The 17,877-nt window shown below is 52.7% G+C and carries 12 protein-coding genes; 7 read left to right on the top strand and 5 right to left on the bottom strand.

Translation table 11 applies throughout. The features are described 5' to 3' along the window. Nucleotides 1-652 precede the first annotated feature (652 nt). Together EHT25_RS08590 and EHT25_RS08585 are read right to left on the bottom strand one after the other, a co-directional pair. Nucleotides 653-1,417, bottom strand: coding sequence for a carboxypeptidase-like regulatory domain-containing protein (locus tag EHT25_RS08590; protein WP_124873276.1), 765 nt, complete (start codon nt 1,415-1,417; stop codon nt 653-655). A 184-nt stretch (nt 1,418-1,601) separates the two neighbouring features. Beyond that, nucleotides 1,602-1,790, bottom strand: a complete 189-nt coding sequence (locus EHT25_RS08585; protein ID WP_124873274.1) for a hypothetical protein — start codon at nt 1,788-1,790, stop codon at nt 1,602-1,604. A 442-nt stretch (nt 1,791-2,232) separates the two neighbouring features. On the opposite strand from EHT25_RS08585, the gene EHT25_RS33430 reads away from it, so the two are divergent. Beyond that, nucleotides 2,233-2,343 (top strand): Lrp/AsnC ligand binding domain-containing protein, encoded by a 111-nt coding sequence (locus EHT25_RS33430; protein WP_124873581.1) that lies wholly within the window; start codon nt 2,233-2,235, stop codon nt 2,341-2,343. A 129-nt stretch (nt 2,344-2,472) separates the two neighbouring features. On the opposite strand, the gene EHT25_RS08575 is transcribed toward EHT25_RS33430, so the two are convergent. Next, nucleotides 2,473-3,732 (bottom strand): FG-GAP repeat domain-containing protein, encoded by a 1,260-nt coding sequence (locus EHT25_RS08575; RefSeq protein ID WP_124873272.1) that lies wholly within the window; start codon nt 3,730-3,732, stop codon nt 2,473-2,475. 110 nt (nt 3,733-3,842) lie between these two features. After that, the gene (locus EHT25_RS08570) at nt 3,843-6,707 is read right to left on the bottom strand and encodes a PVC-type heme-binding CxxCH protein (RefSeq protein WP_124873269.1); all 2,865 of its coding nucleotides are present in this window, start codon (nt 6,705-6,707) and stop codon (nt 3,843-3,845) included. A gap of 743 nt (nt 6,708-7,450) precedes the next feature. On the opposite strand from EHT25_RS08570, the gene EHT25_RS08565 reads away from it, so the two are divergent. From EHT25_RS08565 to EHT25_RS08540, 6 genes are all read left to right on the top strand, one after another. Further along, the gene (locus tag EHT25_RS08565) at nt 7,451-8,125 is read left to right on the top strand and encodes an RNA polymerase sigma-70 factor (protein WP_124873267.1); all 675 of its coding nucleotides are present in this window, start codon (nt 7,451-7,453) and stop codon (nt 8,123-8,125) included. 24 nt (nt 8,126-8,149) lie between these two features. Further along, a complete protein-coding gene (locus tag EHT25_RS08560; protein WP_124873265.1) occupies nt 8,150-9,169 on the top strand; it encodes a FecR family protein in 1,020 nt (339 codons plus the stop codon). Beyond that, nucleotides 9,166-12,645: a SusC/RagA family TonB-linked outer membrane protein gene (locus tag EHT25_RS08555; RefSeq protein ID WP_124873263.1), complete on the top strand. Its 3,480-nt coding sequence runs from the start codon at nt 9,166-9,168 to the stop codon at nt 12,643-12,645. Before EHT25_RS08560 ends, EHT25_RS08555 begins: the two co-directional genes overlap by 4 nt. A gap of 119 nt (nt 12,646-12,764) precedes the next feature. Further along, the gene (locus EHT25_RS08550) at nt 12,765-14,186 is read left to right on the top strand and encodes a RagB/SusD family nutrient uptake outer membrane protein (RefSeq protein ID WP_124873261.1); all 1,422 of its coding nucleotides are present in this window, start codon (nt 12,765-12,767) and stop codon (nt 14,184-14,186) included. 261 nt (nt 14,187-14,447) lie between these two features. After that, nucleotides 14,448-15,170: an SGNH/GDSL hydrolase family protein gene (locus tag EHT25_RS08545; RefSeq protein ID WP_124873259.1), complete on the top strand. Its 723-nt coding sequence runs from the start codon at nt 14,448-14,450 to the stop codon at nt 15,168-15,170. A gap of 22 nt (nt 15,171-15,192) precedes the next feature. Beyond that, a complete protein-coding gene (locus EHT25_RS08540; RefSeq protein WP_124873257.1) occupies nt 15,193-16,899 on the top strand; it encodes an FAD-dependent oxidoreductase in 1,707 nt (568 codons plus the stop codon). A gap of 74 nt (nt 16,900-16,973) precedes the next feature. Here the strand turns inward: EHT25_RS08540 and EHT25_RS08535 are convergent, their stop codons facing one another. Further along, nucleotides 16,974-17,765 carry a hypothetical protein gene (locus EHT25_RS08535; protein WP_124873254.1) on the bottom strand — a complete coding sequence of 264 codons (792 nt, stop codon included), beginning with the start codon at nt 17,763-17,765 and terminating at the stop codon, nt 16,974-16,976. Between the last annotated feature and the right edge of the window lie 112 nt (nt 17,766-17,877).

Below are 17,877 nucleotides of genomic sequence, written 5' to 3'. Positions count from 1 at the left end.
TTTATTGTTTTCGGCGGTTTTTCGGCCGAAAACAATAAACCGGCCACCTATGGCCAGTTTTTGTGCAAGTAGCTATTGGGTTAATCAAGGAATAAACGGCTTAAATCATCATCCCTACAATACAAGCAACACCTATTGATGCCATCAGGATCAATACAGCCCACATAGAGTACTCATTAACGGTAGAATTATGTTTATCCATGAATGATATTTGAAGAATGTTTTATATAATTTGAAACAAAAATAACTACAAATATGAGTAAAAGAATTGAAAAACAATTAATTAACTAAAGTTTAATGTGCGTTAATTAAGGTTAAAAACCCATTAAAGACACGTTCTTTTTCATTTGGCCGAGCTTCTGCTTGTGATGCAGGTCGTTAAAGTACAATTTCTGGCTGCGCTGGTTATTGGAGAAATTGAATCGAAAATCTCCTTTTGTAGCGTTGTAAACCCGGTTTTACTCCAGGAACAGGTCAGGAAAAAAGAAAATGGAAAGGGAACAGAAAGTTGGCAAAACCGCTCCGGTTTTGCTTTGGTCCATAGGAATCCCGATACCTGATTCCGGAAAACAAGCAGCCTATCCACTTTTTGGACGGGCTGTGAATAAATAAAGCGCTGGGTGAAGAATTTAATTTTTCCAATAAGGCAGGTCTACAGCGTATCGACCTCAATTCCTAACTCATAGAAGGTCGATCCTTCAAAACGCTCGCTTTCAAAAAGACTCGTAACGGACGGTTCGTGTTTCTTGAGTGAGCCGAGTACAGTTACACCCAGAGCCTGGCGGCTAACCCGGTCGCGGGCGGTAATTTTGTACATACCGAGGGGAATGTCTTCAATGTAATAGCTTCGATCCGCCATCGGAACGACGATTTTCGTTCCGATACTGCCGTCGACCAGTGGCCCAACGGGATCTAAGGTAATTTCCACATTCTCCAGCACAACATGATCAACCTGGTGATGAACTTCAAGCCGGGCACCCAATGGTCGGCTGGTTGCGTCGTCGTCAATGGTTCGCTTGCCCGTCAACCGGAATTTGAAATTGCGGACAGCTCCTTCATAAGCGGAAAATACGCGCGTATCTTCCTGGTAAAGAGCCATTTTATAGTTTTTGTTGTGGTATTTATAAGTGACGGTTCCATCCACAGTGTACGAACCTTCGGCAATACCGGTTGGTAACTTAAAGCTATAATTCCCGTTCACATCGGTATAACCCGTGGAGGTTTTGTTGTAAAAATCGGTGCTGCTGGCGACAATAACGGCATTGGCGACGGGCTTGCCCTGCTCGTCGACAACGCGGCCTTTTACAATGCCTTCCTGCGAGTTGCCATTGCTATCCGGACCATCAATTCCGGGTTTGGTGCAGGCTGCGGTGGTCAACAGGGCAAGCGCGAAGAGAAAATGTTTGAGCGGTTTCATAAAAATTGGAGTTGGATGTTGTTTACCGTGATGTGTACATGCGTTGTTTTTGCGAAGATAGATTCACCGCTCCCGGCCTGAAACCGTTGGATGACCATGTTGCGGAATGAGCTGCCTGAATTGTCTACTTGTCCGGATGGATTGTAAAGCGAATTTGGGCTGATGATGTCAACCGGCGGACCGCTCAGACGACTTCTTCCAAAGCGATGGCTTCGCGTATCGGGCGGTTTTTTCGGGCCGAGACCAGGAACCAGAAGACTCCTAACGCCCCGAATAAGGTTAGAACCAGGGCTGGAATGCTGCATCGATCGTTGCCTAAACCGCTGTTTTCGAGCGACATGGTTACGGTGGACAAACCCAGTTCGGCTCCCAAAAAGTAGGCAGTTCGTTGAAAGACCGGAAGCTATACTGTGGAATTCGAGCGGATATCCCGAACCGCAAGGCCATCAGACTCGTGAAACAGAGGGTCATGCCGCTACCGGTTACGCAAGCCGCCGACAACAGGAGCAGCGACATCAGACTAAATGGAACCAGCAACAACCGCAAGGCCTGCAAGGTTCTGAAAACGGCAATGGATTCGAAGGACGCACGAAACCGGCACCCAGTGAAGTCAGTAAAAAGAGGAGTGAACCAGGTAGGTGCACCTGAGCCCGACGCCGGTTTACGAACGGATCAAGCGACTGGGTGATTACAAGTTATGTAGCCCTACTCGATAACCGGAACGTTAAAAAGGCTTGATGGCGCTTTGTGAGGTTTCCCTGAAAGAACACGATAAGAAAACCGCTCAGGTGTTTTGCCATTGAGGGTCATATACTATCTCGGGTGAATTTGATTTCATACTGAAGATCGTTGTCGACAGCATGGATAGTTACCCTTCGTTCGTGATCAATCACTTGAACGAAATTAAAGGAATTGGGCAGACCTAAAGCATTTTTTTAATGAGTACCCTCAAAGAGGTTCACTTTCGGGTGTAAAGCAGCCGGTTTTTGGAAAGGGAGCAAATCAGACGAGCCGAAAACCGGTCGTTTGGACACGCCATCGGTTTAGAAGTGTGACTATTTTTTAATTTTGTTTTCGAACAGAAAAACGCCATTCTTGTTGGCAATGACGATGTCCGGTTTTTTATCGCCGTTCATATCCTGCACTACAATGTTGAGCCCGGCCCCGGAATCCGTGTCGATAACGTGTTCCTTGTAAAACGGCTCTTTCCCGGGCGTAAATTCAAACCACAGTAAAATGGCCGGATCGCTGTCGCCGGGGTCGCGGCCGTGGTGCGCCAGGAATCGCTTGCCGGTAATGTAATCGGCGCGGCCGTCGTCATTCAGGTCAGCCATAATCGACGCGTGCGTCTGGGCCGTGGTGTTGCTCATCAGGTGCGTTTTGAAATTGAGCTTACCGGTTTCATCGATGATCTGTTCGTGCCACCAGATGCCCAGCGCGTGCGCCGATGCACTGACGACATCGTTTTTGCCGTCGCCGTTGACATCCAGTACCTGCATGTGCGAACAGGGCTCGCCCAGGTTGGCCGGATGAAAGACCCAGTTGGCGGCTTTTTTATCCGCCGTTCCTTCAAACCAGCCTTCCCGAACCACGACGTCTTTAATACCGTCTTTGTTCACGTCGCCGTAGCCGATTCCGTGCGAGAAAATCTCGGTTCCCGGCACATTTTCCGCGCTCATCGCAAACCGTTTCCACGCCGTTTCGCCCGGTTTTTCGGGGGCCTGCAACCAGACAATCTGTTTTTTGGCTTTATCACCGCAGAGAATATCGAGCCGACCGTCGCCGTTGATATCGATAAAACCGGGGGATTCGTTGGCAATTCCGAGGGAATCGGCCAGCATGTGCTTCTGCCATTCGCCCGGTTTGTTTTGGTTGTTTTCAAACCAGAAACCGGGTTTCCCGGGAAAATCAACGATCACGACGTCGTCCCAGCCATCCTGATTGACGTCCATTCCCAGATTCAGGAATGAATTGCTATATTCCTTGCGTGGATCAAAAACCCGCGACGGCGCCAGCTCGTGCCGCTTCCAGTTCGGGGCTTCGAACCAGTAATAACCGGCCACAATGTCGAGCTTGCCGTCCTTGTTCAGGTCGGCCACCGCCACGCCTTCGGAAATAAAATCGCCGGTCAGCTTCATCTTTTTAAAGTCGTTGGACGCCACGACCGGTTTTCCGGATTTGTCCGCGCTGGCTGCCGTTCCGGACGCCATCTGCTGCCGCATTTTGAACAGCGGTTTTTCCTGGCCATACGCATTCGTCAACCAGACGGAAAGCAGCATTCCGCCCACTAAATACCGGTGTAGTCTCGAATTCATAGCTCTTGAATTAGAATGAACAATGTAGAATGAACAATTAACAACTTTTAAGCTATTGGTAGTCAGACCTTTTTCATTGTTAATTGTTCATTCTACATTGTTCATTATTCTCATTCGCCCAGGTATTTGCCGATCAGCATCTGACTTTCGTGGTTTTCGTGCGAATGCCCTTTGCCAAGTCGATCATTCAAAGCCTTCAGTGCTTTTTTTGAGTCGTTGCTGCCAATGGCGCCCACCCGCTGAATGGTATACGGCATGATTTTGGGCAGCTTCGCTTTTTCGCCCATCTGCAAAAACCGCTTCGCATCCAGCACCGACAGCGGCTCGATGGCGTACCACACCATCAGCGGCAGGTTGTGGTCGTCTTTGTCCACCGATTTCTGCACCAGCGCGTCCATCACTTCCCAGCGTTGGCCCGGTTCCAGCCGCATCATGGCCGAGGTCAGGTAAAGCCGTACGAGCGCCGAATTGTCGTTTTGGGCCAGGGTGGCCAGCCGTTTCAGCGTTTCGGGCAGCACGGTTTTATCTTCCGCCAGCAACTGAATCGCCCAGCTCCGGACGTATTCGCTTTCACTGCTGAGCAGGTCGGTCAACTCTTTTTCCGTCAATCCTTTGGTGACGTGCAAAGCCCAGAGCGCGCGGAGTTTCCGGGTTTCGTCGGGGTTACTGGCCAGAATTTCTTTCAGGGCTTTGTGCACCTTCTTGTTTGGGCCGCGTTCCTGCAAAATCGCCCGGGCCTGCCGCACGTACCATTCGTTGGGATGCAACTGGTATTTCACCAGTTCCATGTCCGAAGCCTTCCAGAGATCGACCTGCACCCATTTGTCGTTTTCGTGGGTGATCTTGAAAATCCGGCCCATCGTCTTGTTGTGTACATCCGGGTTCGAACTGTGGCACTGGTTTTTGTCGTACCAGTCGATGGCAAAAACCGATCCGCTGGGGTCGTATTTCATGTTCAGCCACTGCGACCAGGAGTCGTTCATGGTCAGAAAATCCGGCCGGTGTGTCACCTTGTAGCCGGATCCTTCGCGAATCGGGTGGTCGTTGTTCAGCTTGGCTCCGTTGATGTTGTTCATGAAAATATCATTGCGGTATTCCTTCGGCCAGCTGTTGCCGAGGTAGATCATGGCTCCGGCGTGGGCGTGTCCACCCCCGGCTGCTGCCGAGCGGAAATTACCGGCGTGCGGGCCGCGTTCGCCCAGCCAGTGCACGTGATCGGCGTGCGTTTTGATGTCGTCGTACGTATACGGGTTGAAGTGTTTGCCACCCTGACGCTGGTAGCGCCCGCCCTGAATCATGTGGTACATGTGCGGAATGACGCAGGCCGTGATGAACGCATGCCCGTAGTCGTTGAAATCAAGTCCCCAGGGGTTGCTCGTGCCTTCGGCAAAAATCTCAAACTCCTGCGTCGTGGGGTGAAACCGCCAGACGCCCGCGTTGATTTTCTTCCGTTCCGAATCCGGCGCGCCCGGTTTCCCGACGTTGGAATGCGTAAACACACCGTGGTTGCCGTAGAGCCACCCATCGGGCCCCCAGCGCAGGCTGTTCAGGGTTTCGTGTGTATCCTGCGTTCCCCAGCCGTCGAGCAGTTTTTGCGGTGGCCCGGTGGGTTTGTCGTTTTTGAAATCGGCGGGGATGAACAGCAGGTACGGGGCCGCCCCGACCCACACTCCACCCATACCCAGCTCCATGCCACTGACCAGATTCAGTCCTTCGATGAACACTTTCTTTTTGTCCAGCGTACCGTCGCCGTTGGTATCTTCAAAAATCAGAATCCGGTCGCGGCCCTGGCCTTCGGGCGCGGGAACCGGATAGGTGTGGGATTCCACCACCCAAAGCCGTCCGCGCGCATCGAGCGTAAAACAGATGGGTTTGATAATGTCCGGTTCGGAAGCCGCCAGTGTAATTTTAAACCCTTTCGGCAGCGTCATGGCCTTGGCCGCTTCAACACCCGAAAGTCCGGCGTGCAGAACCGGATCCAGTGGCGGAAGAATAATAATATCTTTCTGTTTCAGTTCGTTCGGAAATTCCGGGCGTGTGGGATAGAACAGGAATTCATCAAAATTGATGTGTGCCCATTTGTCGTTCGGAATGTACGGAATCTGCGAAATACCGGTTTCGTTGTCAATAATCCGGATGAAAATTTCCTTGTTCAGGTACGGTTGCAGATCGACAACGGCGGGTTGCAGCGTGGCACGACCTTGTCCCGTAATCTGGTAAATAACCTTATTCGTTTCGGCTTGTACAATCTCAACGCGCGTATCGAGTAATGCTCCGCCCGAAACCCGGAAAGCGGCAAACGGCTGTGTAACGGTAAACGGAACGGAGGTCAACGTGCCGGTTAGTTTATAATTCGTTGTTCCACCGCTACTTAGAAAGTATTTTCCGGCAAAACCGATGGTCATTTCTTTTTCGTGAACCGGCGACGGGTCGGCGTTGATCAGCGGATTGGCAAACGCATCGCCCTTGGCGGTCCAGTCTTTCAAAGTACCGGTTTCAAAGTTGAGGTTCAGCGGCTGGCCGTTTTTCATCGGCTGCTGTCCGGCAATGGTCGCGTTGGAGATCGTGCCTTCCACAATTTCAATCGTGCCGACCATGCCAGCCGCGCGGTGGCCGGGAACCGAACAGTAATAGGTGTCGTTCTGCTCCGCCTTGAACACAATGCTCGTGCTGGAACCCTTTTCCAGAATGGTTTTGCTCTTCAGCTTCAGTTTTTCGAGGGTGATGTCATGCGTCATGACCTCCCCGTTGGTAATCGTAATGCGGACGCGGTCGCCTTTGTTGGCTTTCAGGGTTGGATTTCGCGTACCGTCTTTGGCGAAGTAACCGAGCATGGTAGCCTCCAGCGCGTAATCCCGGTCGTATTTTGCCGTGTCCGGAGCGACAGCGGTTTTGGCCGATAGAACCGGGTAGTCAATATTAGGAATTGAAAAAAGAGTAATGAGAAATGGAATGAGCAAACGAAGTTCGTACATGGTAACAGGTCGTAAGTTGCTTAGGAATATTTAGTTAAAATTAGGAGAAAATCTTTCGCGGTCAAACCGGAACGAGCCAAAATCCGATTCTGGAAAATCGAAGCCCGATTGCAAAGGTTTGCAGAGCCTGTTTGTGCAAATTTTTTGTTGGACAGACTGGCCCGTTGTCAATCGCTACCCCGAAAAAACCGGCGGATTTTGGGGTTCTATTTCAAAAAGATGGTTCTTGAAATGCATCAATACGTTGAAAAATCCAGACAGGAATGGGATCGAGCTATCTTTTAGATTCCAATATCGTCATTGATTATGCAGGTGAGCTGCTTCCGGAACCTGTGGCAGTGACGCTTGATTCGATATTCATGAGGAAGTTAATATCTTGATTATTGTCTACATTGAAGTACCGGGATTTAATGGCAAAGATGAATCGATGAAACGTCTTCGGGCTTTTCTGGATTTGGGATCGATTGCGATACGCAAAAAACACAAGATCAACCTTCCGGATGCCATCATTGCCGCTACCGCATTGGTGCATACTTTTACATGACTGACCCAGAATACCAGCGATTTTAAAAAAATACAGGGCTGCTGACAGCCAATCCGCATGAATTATAGCTATCTGCTGATTTCTCACGCTCGCCGATCGGCTAATGTCTTTTAAATTTGTATTTTGTAAATAATAAATAAAATTCGATTGGGGGATTTCCGGCGCTAACTTGTCTTCGCTATACTAGACCCTTCATTCGATGTCTGTCAACTCGTTTCCATTCCGACGCATTCCCGATCCGACTTCCATCGGGTTGACGCCCCTGCTGCGGAACGACACCGAAATCCCCGCGACGACCGATCCGGAATTGTTCATTCGCAATGCGTTTGATACGGACCCCAAACTGGGCTGCGAGCTGCTCTTCCGGCAGTATTTTGCGCCTTTGTGCAGCCACGCGATCCGGTTCGTCTACGACCGGCAGGTGGCTGAAGACGTGGTGGCGGATCTGTTTTATACCTTCTACCAGAAGGCACTGTATAGGCAGGTGAAGGGCTCGTACCGGGCTTACCTTTACCAGGCCGTGCGCAACCGGGCCTACAACAGTTTGCGCTGGGAACTAAACCGGCAGGAAACCCTGCCCGACGACCTCGAGCAGGCCGATCTGGAAGCCACTCAGCCCGACCGGCTCCTGCAGCAGGACGAGCTCTACCGGGCACTCGAACAGGCCGTTCAGCGCCTGTCTCCCCAACGCCAGCGGGTGTTTCTGCTGAGCCGCTTCGAAGGGAAATCCTACAAAGAAATTGCCGCGGAACTGTCGCTTTCGCCCAAAACCGTCGAAAACCACCTGCTACAGGCCATTTCGACCGTTCGACAGTTTCTCCGGCAGCAAAAGCTGATTGGCTGGGCCCTGCTGCTGCTGACGGTTTTTCCGTAATCATCAACGCCATACTTCCACCTCATGGAACCTACTAAAGAATTGCTATTCACCTACTTTGCCGGCCAGGCAACCTCGGTGCAACAGAAAGTGATCGGTGAATGGCTCAACCGACCAACCAGCCGGGAAATGTATTTTCAGTGGCTGGATGAATGGGAGCGGAGCTTCCCGCAATACGCCCCCGATTTGACCCATCACGTCGATCTATTCCGTCAGCGGATGGAAAATCCGGCCGAAGAACAGCCCCGCTTGGTACGTCAGCTTCCGGAAGACGCCCGCTTGTTTCAAAAACCGCTCCGCTGGCTGGCTGCCGCTTCGGTAGCACTCGCACTGCTCGCCGGGGGCTGGTTTTTTCAAAAACCGCTCCTGTACAAAACCATCTCGACCGGCTCGCACCAGCTCCGGTCGCTGAGCCTGCCCGATGGCTCAACGATCGCGCTCAACAGCAATTCATCGGTAACCATTCCCCGCATCGGCTACGGCTGGCTTTCCCGGCGGGTGGCCCTAACGGGTGATGCGGTTTTCGACGTCAAACACCTTTCGACCAACCAGCCTTTTGTAGTGCAGGACATGAATGGGCTGGATGTAGAAGTGTTGGGAACCGAATTTTCGGTGCGCAGCCGGGCGGCCAAAGCCGAGGTGGTTCTGAAACGCGGCAAGGTGAATCTGCGCTATGCCTCCGAAAATCAGCCCCCGCAGAATCTGCTGATGAAACCCGGCGACCGGGTGCTGCTCGACGACAAAGGCTCGCTTCATTTGCAGCCCAAGGCCGATACGGCGCGATTTGCCAGTTGGCGGTATCGCCTGTTTAGTTTTAATAACACGCCCCTGCGCGAAGTGGCCCGCCAGATTCAGGCGGTTTTTGGGGTCCATGTCCAGCTTTCCGACCCGGCGCTGGCCCGCCGGAAACTGACCGGAACGATCCGGGCCGGATCGTCCGACGAACTGGCGGAGGCCCTGGCGGAATTGCTCAACCTGCGGCTCAGCCACCTAGACCAATATCTCATTTTTTCAACTGTTTCCGAAAACTCCATTACCCAATGAGAAAATCGTTACCCCTCGCCCTGGCAACCGGGTTATTGATCAGCGTCGGTTACGGCAATACCGTCGCCCAGACACTCGCCCTGGTCCGGACAACCCAGCAGATCGACACCCCGCAGGCGGGCAAAACCGCGGCCTCGACGGGCACCAATCTGACGTTAAAGCAAACCTTACTAGAACTGAAGGCGCATTATGGCGTCGATATTCTGTTCGAGGAATCGGTTGTCGGACGAAACCTCAGCCCGACCGAACCGCTTGATCTGACCGTCCGGCTGGAAACGAATCTGACTACCGTTCTAAAACGTTACGGACTGCGGTTTAAGAAGCTACGTTCAGGCGCATATTTGATTTTGCCGCCCAAAAACAGCGATCGCTCCACCAACAGTCTGCCCCCATTGACCAACACCTCCGCGGCCGAAAGCGGCCCCATTCCGCTGGCAGGCCTGACCGCTATTTCACCCGCCCAACTGATCGGCGTGGCCCCGGTGGATGTAAAAGTCAGCGGCCGGGTAACGAGCGAAACCGGTGAAGGACTTCCCGGCGTGAGTGTGGTGGTGAAGGGCTCTCCGCGTGGAACGTCCACCGATGCCGAGGGTCGCTATCAGCTCAGCGTTCCCAACGAGAACGTCACACTGGTTTTCAGTTTTGTCGGTTATGCGAGTCAGGAACAGGTGATTGGAAACCGCTCGGTAATTGATATTCAACTGGTTCCGGATACCAAAGCGTTGAACGAAGTGGTGGTAGTCGGCTACGGACAGGTCAAGAAAAGCGACCTGACCGGTGCGGTGGCCACGGTTCCGGTGGAAGAAATTAAGAAAGTGGCCGTTACCTCGCTCGATCAGGCGTTGCAGGGCCGGGCGGCCGGGGTGCAGATCACCCAGAACTCAGGTGCACCGGGCGGTACGACCAGCATCCGGATTCGGGGCGGCAACTCGATACAGGGTGATAACGAGCCGCTGTACGTCATCGACGGCATTCCGTTTAAAAACGATGGGGCCAGTTCGGGCTCGAATTTCAACGTGTTGAGTACGCTCAATCCCAGCGATATCGAATCGATTTCGGTGCTGAAAGATGCGTCTTCGACGGCTATTTACGGATCGCGTGGGGCGAATGGCGTGGTGATTATCACGACCAAACGCGGAAAAGCCGGAAAGTCGACCATTTCGTTTGAGAGCTATTACGGAGTTCAAAATGTCCGCCGGAAATACCCGGTTTTGAACGCCCGGGAGTACGCGCAGTTTGTCAACGACGCCAATACCAACGAAGGTCGTCCGGCGGTTTACACCCAGGCTCAGGTTGATGCCTTCGGCGTGGGCACCGACTGGCAGGACGAGATTTTCCGTCAGGCGCCCATTTCCAATTACCAGCTTTCGTTTAGTGGCGGGGATGAAAAAACCCAGTACGCCGTCGCGGGCGGTTATTTTAAACAGAACGGGATTATCGTCAACTCCGATTTCGACCGGTATTCGTTCCGGGTAAACCTGGACCGCAAGCTGACCAGTAAAATCAAAATCGGTAATAGCCTGACTGTCAATCGGACGGTCACCAATCAGGCGCGTTCGGACGGCGATCTGGGCAGTGCTGGTCTGGTCACGATTGCGGCACTGCAATTCCCGCCCATTCTGCCGGTGACGACGCCCAACGGTTCCTATTTGCTGACCGATCCGGCGCTCGCCTTTACCGCCGACAACCCGGTGGCGCTGGCCCGCGACAACAAAAACCGCAACACGGCTTACCGTGTTTTCGGAAACATTTTTGGTGATTATCAGATCATTGACGGCCTAAGCCTGCGCGTGTCGCTGGGCATTGACGCGGTTTTACAAAAACAGGATTCGTACCTCCCGCGCTCGGTTTCGAGCGGTTTGGCACAGGGCGGGTCCGCGACTATTTACAACGCCCAATCGATAACCTGGCTTAATGAGAACCTGCTGACGTACACCCGAACCTTTAATACGATCCACAATATTACGGCCCTGATTGGGTATACGCAGCAGGCCAACCGCACGGAATCCAGCCGGGCGCAGTCGCGTAATTTTGTGAATGACAACCTTGGTTCGAGCAACCTGGCGTCGGGTTCGGTACCGCTGACACCCGAATCGGGCATCGGAACCTGGGGATTGCGGTCGTATCTGGCCCGGATTAATTACGGGTACAAAGACAAATACCTGTTAACTGCTTCGTTCCGGACCGATGGTTCTTCCCGGTTCGGGACCAACAAACGCAACGGCTATTTTCCCTCGGCGGCTCTGGCGTGGCGGGTTTCGGAAGAAGCATTTATGAAAAGCAGCCGCGTGGTGAACGACCTGAAAGTCCGGCTGACCTACGGTGCGACCGGCAACCAGGACGGTGTTGGAAACTACCCGGCCTATTCGCTGCTGGGAACCCAGAACTACGTATTTGGCAACACGGTTTCGACCGGTTTAGGGCCGAATCAGATTGCCAACCCGGATTTGTCGTGGGAAACCACCACGCAGGCTGATTTTGGAATTGACGTCGGTTTTCTGAATAACCGGATCACATTGACCGCCGATGCGTACCTGAAACGGACGAAAGATTTGCTGCTGAACGTCACCGTTCCGAGTACGTCGGGTTTTTCGAGTGCCATCAAAAACCTCGGGAAGGTTGAAAATAAAGGGCTTGAATTCAGCATTTCGTCGCGCAACATCGACGGGGCTTTTAAATGGAATACCGACCTGAATTTTGCGTCCAACCGCAACAAGGTGCTCGACATTGGCGGAGCACCCCAGATTTTTGCCGGAAGTGTCGCCAACATTGGCCAGGGGCTGAATTCCGGGATTATCCGGGTTGGCGAACCGCTGGGGTCGTTCTTTGGCTACGTGACCAACGGCCTCTACCAAACCACCGACGAGCTAACGGCACTGACCGATCCGCAGGCCCGAAAACCGGGTGATCGCAAGTACGCCGATCTGAACGGCGACAAGAAAATTGATGACAACGACCGCACGATTATTGGCCGGGCGCAACCCAAATTTATCGGTGGCATCAGCAATACGTTCTCGTTTAAGGGCTTCGAACTGACGGCTTTCTTTCAGGGCGTTTACGGTAATAACATCCTGAATGCCAACCGGTATGAGCTGGAATACCTGAACGCAACCACCAATCAGGACCGGGATGTACTGAACCGCTGGACACCGACCAACACCAACACCGACATTCCGCGGGCTTCGACAACCCGCCCCGCCAACCGCGTTTCGACCCGGCAGATTGAAGACGGGTCGTACCTGCGGCTGAAGAATCTCCAGCTGGCCTACAACCTGCCGACGTCGGTGATTCAGGCCCTGAAAATTCAGTCGGTTCGCGTGTACGTTACCGCCCAGAACTTCCTGACCTGGACCAGCTATTCGGGCTACGATCCGGAAGTAAACCGGTTTGGGCAGGACAGCCGCAGCCAGGGCTTCGACTACGCCAGCTACCCGGCCACGAAAACGCTTTTGTTCGGACTAAATGTTGGATTTTAATCGAATTAACCGCCGGGCGACCCCGAATAAACAATTAACAGTCCGTATTTCCGAAAAGACAGCACTCGGTTTTCCATTCATTGTTAATTGTTAATTATTCATTTCTAACGACTTAGATCATGAAAAGATACCTCTTCCTCCTCTGCCTCCTGTCGTCCTGCGAAGTGCTGGACCAGAAGCCTGAATCGAGTTTTACACCGGCCAATTTTTACAAAAATGCCGACGATGCCAAAGCGGCTGTCAGTGCGGTTTATGATCCGCTGAACAGCCAGAATTTATACGGTCAGGTGATGTGGATTTTGCAGGATCAGGCCACCGACGACGCCGAATGGGGGAATGGCCGCTCGACCGCCAATCAACCCAAAAACGACCTCGACAAGTACACGTTTACCCCCGCAACCAACACCTTTCAGGCGATTTGGTCAACGGTGTATGCCGCTATCAACCGGGCCAATACCGTTATTAATCGGGTTCCTGGTATTACGATGGACAATGACCTGAAAGCCCGGTACGTGGCCGAAGCGAAATTCATGCGCGGGTTTTATTATTTCACGCTGGTACGGTATTTCGGTGGGGTTCCACTTATTACGACGGAAACGACTTCACTGAATGATTTGGCCGTCGCCCGGGCTTCCGTCGACGACGTTTATAAACTGATCATTCAGGATTTCACGGATGCCGAAACCGCTCTACCGGTGACGTATTCGGCGGCCGACCGGGGCCGGGCGACGAAGGGCGCGGCCAAAGCGTATCTGGCCAAAGTATACCTGACCCGGCAGGACTGGCCAAAAGCAGCGGCCAAGGCGAAGGAAGTGATCGATCTGGGGCAATACGATTTGTGGGCCAATTTTGCCGACGCGTTTCTGATCGCCAATAAAAACGGCAAGGAAGCGGTTTTTGAAATGCAGGCGCTGAGTGGCGGTTTTGGCGAAGGAAGCCTGATGCAGGGCTATATGCGTCCGAACTTCGACCGCGTCAACGGCGTGTCCGGATTTGGCGATGATCCCGCGACTGAAAACCTGTACAAAGCCTACCGCCCGGACGACAAACGCCGGAATGTAACGCTGAGGCTCTATTCGACTACCACCACGCCTGCCGCACCGGCCAGTGTGCTGTTCCCTTGTTACGTTTACAAATACCTCGATCCCACCTCGACCGGTACGAGTGACGGCGGGAATAATTACCCGATTATCCGGTATCCCGACGTGTTGCTGATGTACGCGGAAGCGTTGAACGAACAGGCTGCCAACAGCGCTGACGCCTACGCGACGATCAACCGAATCCGCAACCGGGCGGGTTTGCCGAACCTGACGGCGAACCTCAGTCAGGCCCAGTTTCGCGATAGTCTGCTGCTGGAACGGCGGTTGGAACTGGCTTTCGAAGGGCATCGGTGGTATGATCTGGTGCGCACCAAACGGCTGATCAGTGCGATGAAAGCCCAGAACCCGACCATCCCCGTCGCCGAACACCATTACCTGTTTCCCATTCCCCAAACGGAACGGGATGTGAACCCGAAACTGGACCAGAATCCGGGGTATTGATCTTTAGAGCAATCGGCAATTAGGCCGTGAGTATAGTCCCTTAGGGACGTAATATTTGTAGAAATAGCTGGATTTTCGCATTCTGGCGTGTACGCAATCTGACAGGTCAAAATTGCGTACCTAAAGGCACGCGGGAAACATTTGCCACCTTTTTACTACAAACATTGTGTCCCTACGGGACTGAAAATGCTTGTTATTTAAAATCCTGGTTTAGTTTGAGAATCATAAATAGGAAACCGCAGTCAGCTTTCAATTTTAAAAATGCATCGTCGAACGTTTTTGCAAAGCACTATTGCCGTTACACCACTTCTCAACTGGCAACTCGTAGAAAATCGTCAGCCGAAAACCGCTGCTCTGAATCCGATGGTTACCAACGCCGGGGTTGGAGGCAACAATACGGTGGATTTACTGGCCCGCATTGAGAAGGATTGCCTGGCGTTGCGGCCCGAACTGACCATTCTAATGGTGGGTACGAATGACGTAAACAGTAAAAAGCACGTTCACCTGCCCGACTACGAGCGGAATCTGCGGAGCATTTGCTCGAAACTGATGGCGGTGAATAGCCAGGTTATGCTGATGACGATTCTGCCGGTGTATGAACCCTACCTGATGACCCGCCACGACCCGTCGTTTTATCAGCCCGAAGGCCATACCGCCCGAAAAAATGCGATGAATGACGTCATTCGGAAAGTAGCTGCGGATACGCATTCGCCTTTGCTGGATATGCACCATATTTTTGAAACCGTGGGTAACATCGGCCTGGAGGCAAGCAGCTTGTTGAAAAACGAAGCCAACAGCAACAAAACCGACGGCATCCACCCCACGCCCGAAGGATACCGGACGATGGCGGTGGCGGTTTATACGTTTCTGAGTCAGCGGCAATTGGTTAAAAACCGCATCGTCTGTTTCGGCGACAGCATTACCCACGGCGACGATCAGGGCAGAAATTATCCCGCATACCTTCAAAAACTCGTTACGGCCTGAAGGTCGTTTTTTAGATTTTTCTATGACTACTTCCAACTCCCAGCTTTTAATCGTGCTGAGCAAGCTGACCGCGAAATGGTCGGCTTCTATCGTCCTCCTTAGCGCGTTGATTTTACTGCCGGGCTACCGCACGGCCAAACTTAAACCAACGACAACGCGTAAAGCTGATGTCATCATTTACGGCGGAACGGCGGCTGCGGTCACGGCGGCTGTTCAGGTCACGAAGATGGGCAAGTCGGTGATTGTCGTATCACCCGATAAACACCTGGGCGGTTTGTCGTCGGGCGGTTTGGGGTTCACCGATACGGGCAACAAGGAAGTCATCGGTGGCCTTTCGCGCGAGTTCTACCACCGGCTTTATGAGCATTACCAGAAAGATGCTTCATGGATGTGGCAAAAACGGAGCGAATACGGCAACAAAGGCCAGGGAACGCCCGCGCTCGATGGTACCAACCGGACGATGTGGATTTTTGAACCGCACGCAGCCGAGCAGGTTTTTGAGGATTTTGTGAAGGAAAACAAGCTGACGATCTACCGCAATGAATGGCTCGACCGATCGGCCAAAGGCATTCAGAAACAGAACGGCGTAATCAAGTCGATTAAAACGCTGAGCGGCACGGTTTACGAAGGCAGCATGTTCATCGACGCGACCTATGAAGGCGATCTGATGGCGGCTGCGGGTGTCAAATACCACGTGGGTCGGGAAGCCAACAGCGTGTATAACGAGACCCACAATGGCCTTCAGGTGGGCGTTTTTCAGCACCGGCACTACTTCAGCAAGGACGTCAGCCCATATAAAATTGCGGGTGATCCGAAAAGCGGTTTGCTGCCCGAAGTGTCGGCGGAAGTCCCGGGTGTCAATGGCACGGGCGATAACAAAATTCAGGCGTACTGTTTCCGGATGTGCCTCAGCAATCACCCCGAAAACCGGGTGCCGTTCCCGAAACCGGCGGGCTATAATCCGGCCCGGTACGAGCTGCTGGCTCGCGTGTTTGCCATCGGCTGGCGCGAAACCTTCGACAAATACGACCCGATTCCGAACCGCAAAACCGATACCAACAACCACGGCCCATTCAGCACCGATTACCTGGGCAAAAACTACGATTACCCCAATGCGACTTACGAGCGCCGGAAAGCGATCATTCGCGACCACGAGCTGTACCAGAAAGGCCTGATGTATTATTTGCAGAACGACCCGAAAATTCCGGCCGATGTTCACGAAGCGATGCAGCAGTGGGGCTTGCCGAAGGATGAGTTCAAAGACAATGGCGGTTGGCCGCACCAGTTGTACATCCGCGAAGCCCGACGCATGATTGGCGAATTCGTCATGAAGGAAGCCGACGCGTTGGGCAAAACCGTCGTACCGAATCCGGTCGGGATGGGGTCGTACGCGTTGGATGCCCACAATGCGCAGCGGTTTGTGAAGAAAGACGGTTTTGTGCAGAACGAAGGCGACATCGGCGTACATCCCGACAAACCATATTCCATTGCGTACGGCGCCATTGTTCCCAAAGAAAACCAGTGCAAAAACCTGCTCGTGCCGGTTTGCGTGTCGAGTTCGCATATCGCCTACGGCTCAATTCGGATGGAACCGGTTTTCATGATTCTGGGCCAATCGGCGGCCACAGCGGCCGTGCTGGCGATTGAAAACAAGACTTCGGTTCAGCAGGTGCCCTACGCCAAACTGCAGGCGGTTTTGCTCAAAGAAGGGCAGCGACTGACGTTGTAAGTGAATGAACAATGAAGGATGCCAGGAGTAAAAGAGAGTAGCAAGCCATTCATTGTTCATTGGTTTAAACGTCCTTAATACGGGTATTTCATCACGCTCAACAGCGGTTTTCCGGTCGAGTCGGCAAAGGATTGGAAGTAATCCGAATCGGATAAACCGGCCATTTCGGGTCGGACGCTCAACATCGGGCTGTCGACGACCAGCGGTTTTTCGATGATCAACTGCCCATTGTTCGCCATCAGCATGCCGTTGGCGGCATTGGCAACGAAACGACTGCCATCGCCATTGCTGGCAATCTGAAAATACCAGGTTCCGTCGGGTTTGATGGTAAACGTTTCTTCGGGTTCGCCTTTGCGCCCATAAACGGTTTGATAGCGGAGCTTTTTGGGATGAAACACCAGTTCACGGGGGGCTTCACCGTACACGATTCGCTCGATGCGTCCGGGCTTGCCGTAACTTGGGGTGCGGAAGTTGGTCAGGGTGGTATCAAAATCACTCCATTTGGCTTCAAAACAGGCAATCATCTGGTCGAATTCGGCGCGGCTGAACGTTTTAGGTGACATATAAACCGTCCAGGGCGTCTGATCGGGACTGGACATTTCGAGATCGTAGTTCCGAATGACCCAATCCGGATGTTGTTCGGGCAGCAGCGGAAATCCGACGTTGTAATCGCTGACGGTTTTTCCGTCAAACCGTAAAACCGCCTGATGATTGTACTGGCCGATGCTTCGAGCGCTCATGTGGTCGACTAGCTGGAGCGTATGCCCTTTGTATACACTCACTACCAGGATGTTATCGTCGGGGTCACATCCCCATAAAAAGCAGGCCGTTGCCAGCAGACAAAGCCGAAATAGTAATGCGTTCATAGTTTGAATGATGAAGTGGATTTCATCGGAATCTGGATTCGTTGAACGTGCGCCCGATACCGACCGGCGGCTGGTTCGATTACGGAATAAAAGTACAATCCGTCGGAGGTAA

The organism is Larkinella rosea (genome assembly GCF_003858635.1).
Lineage (GTDB): Bacteria > Bacteroidota > Bacteroidia > Cytophagales > Spirosomataceae > Larkinella > Larkinella rosea.
Note: the sequence above shows the minus strand (reverse complement) of the source record. Positions and strands in the feature narration are given on the sequence as shown.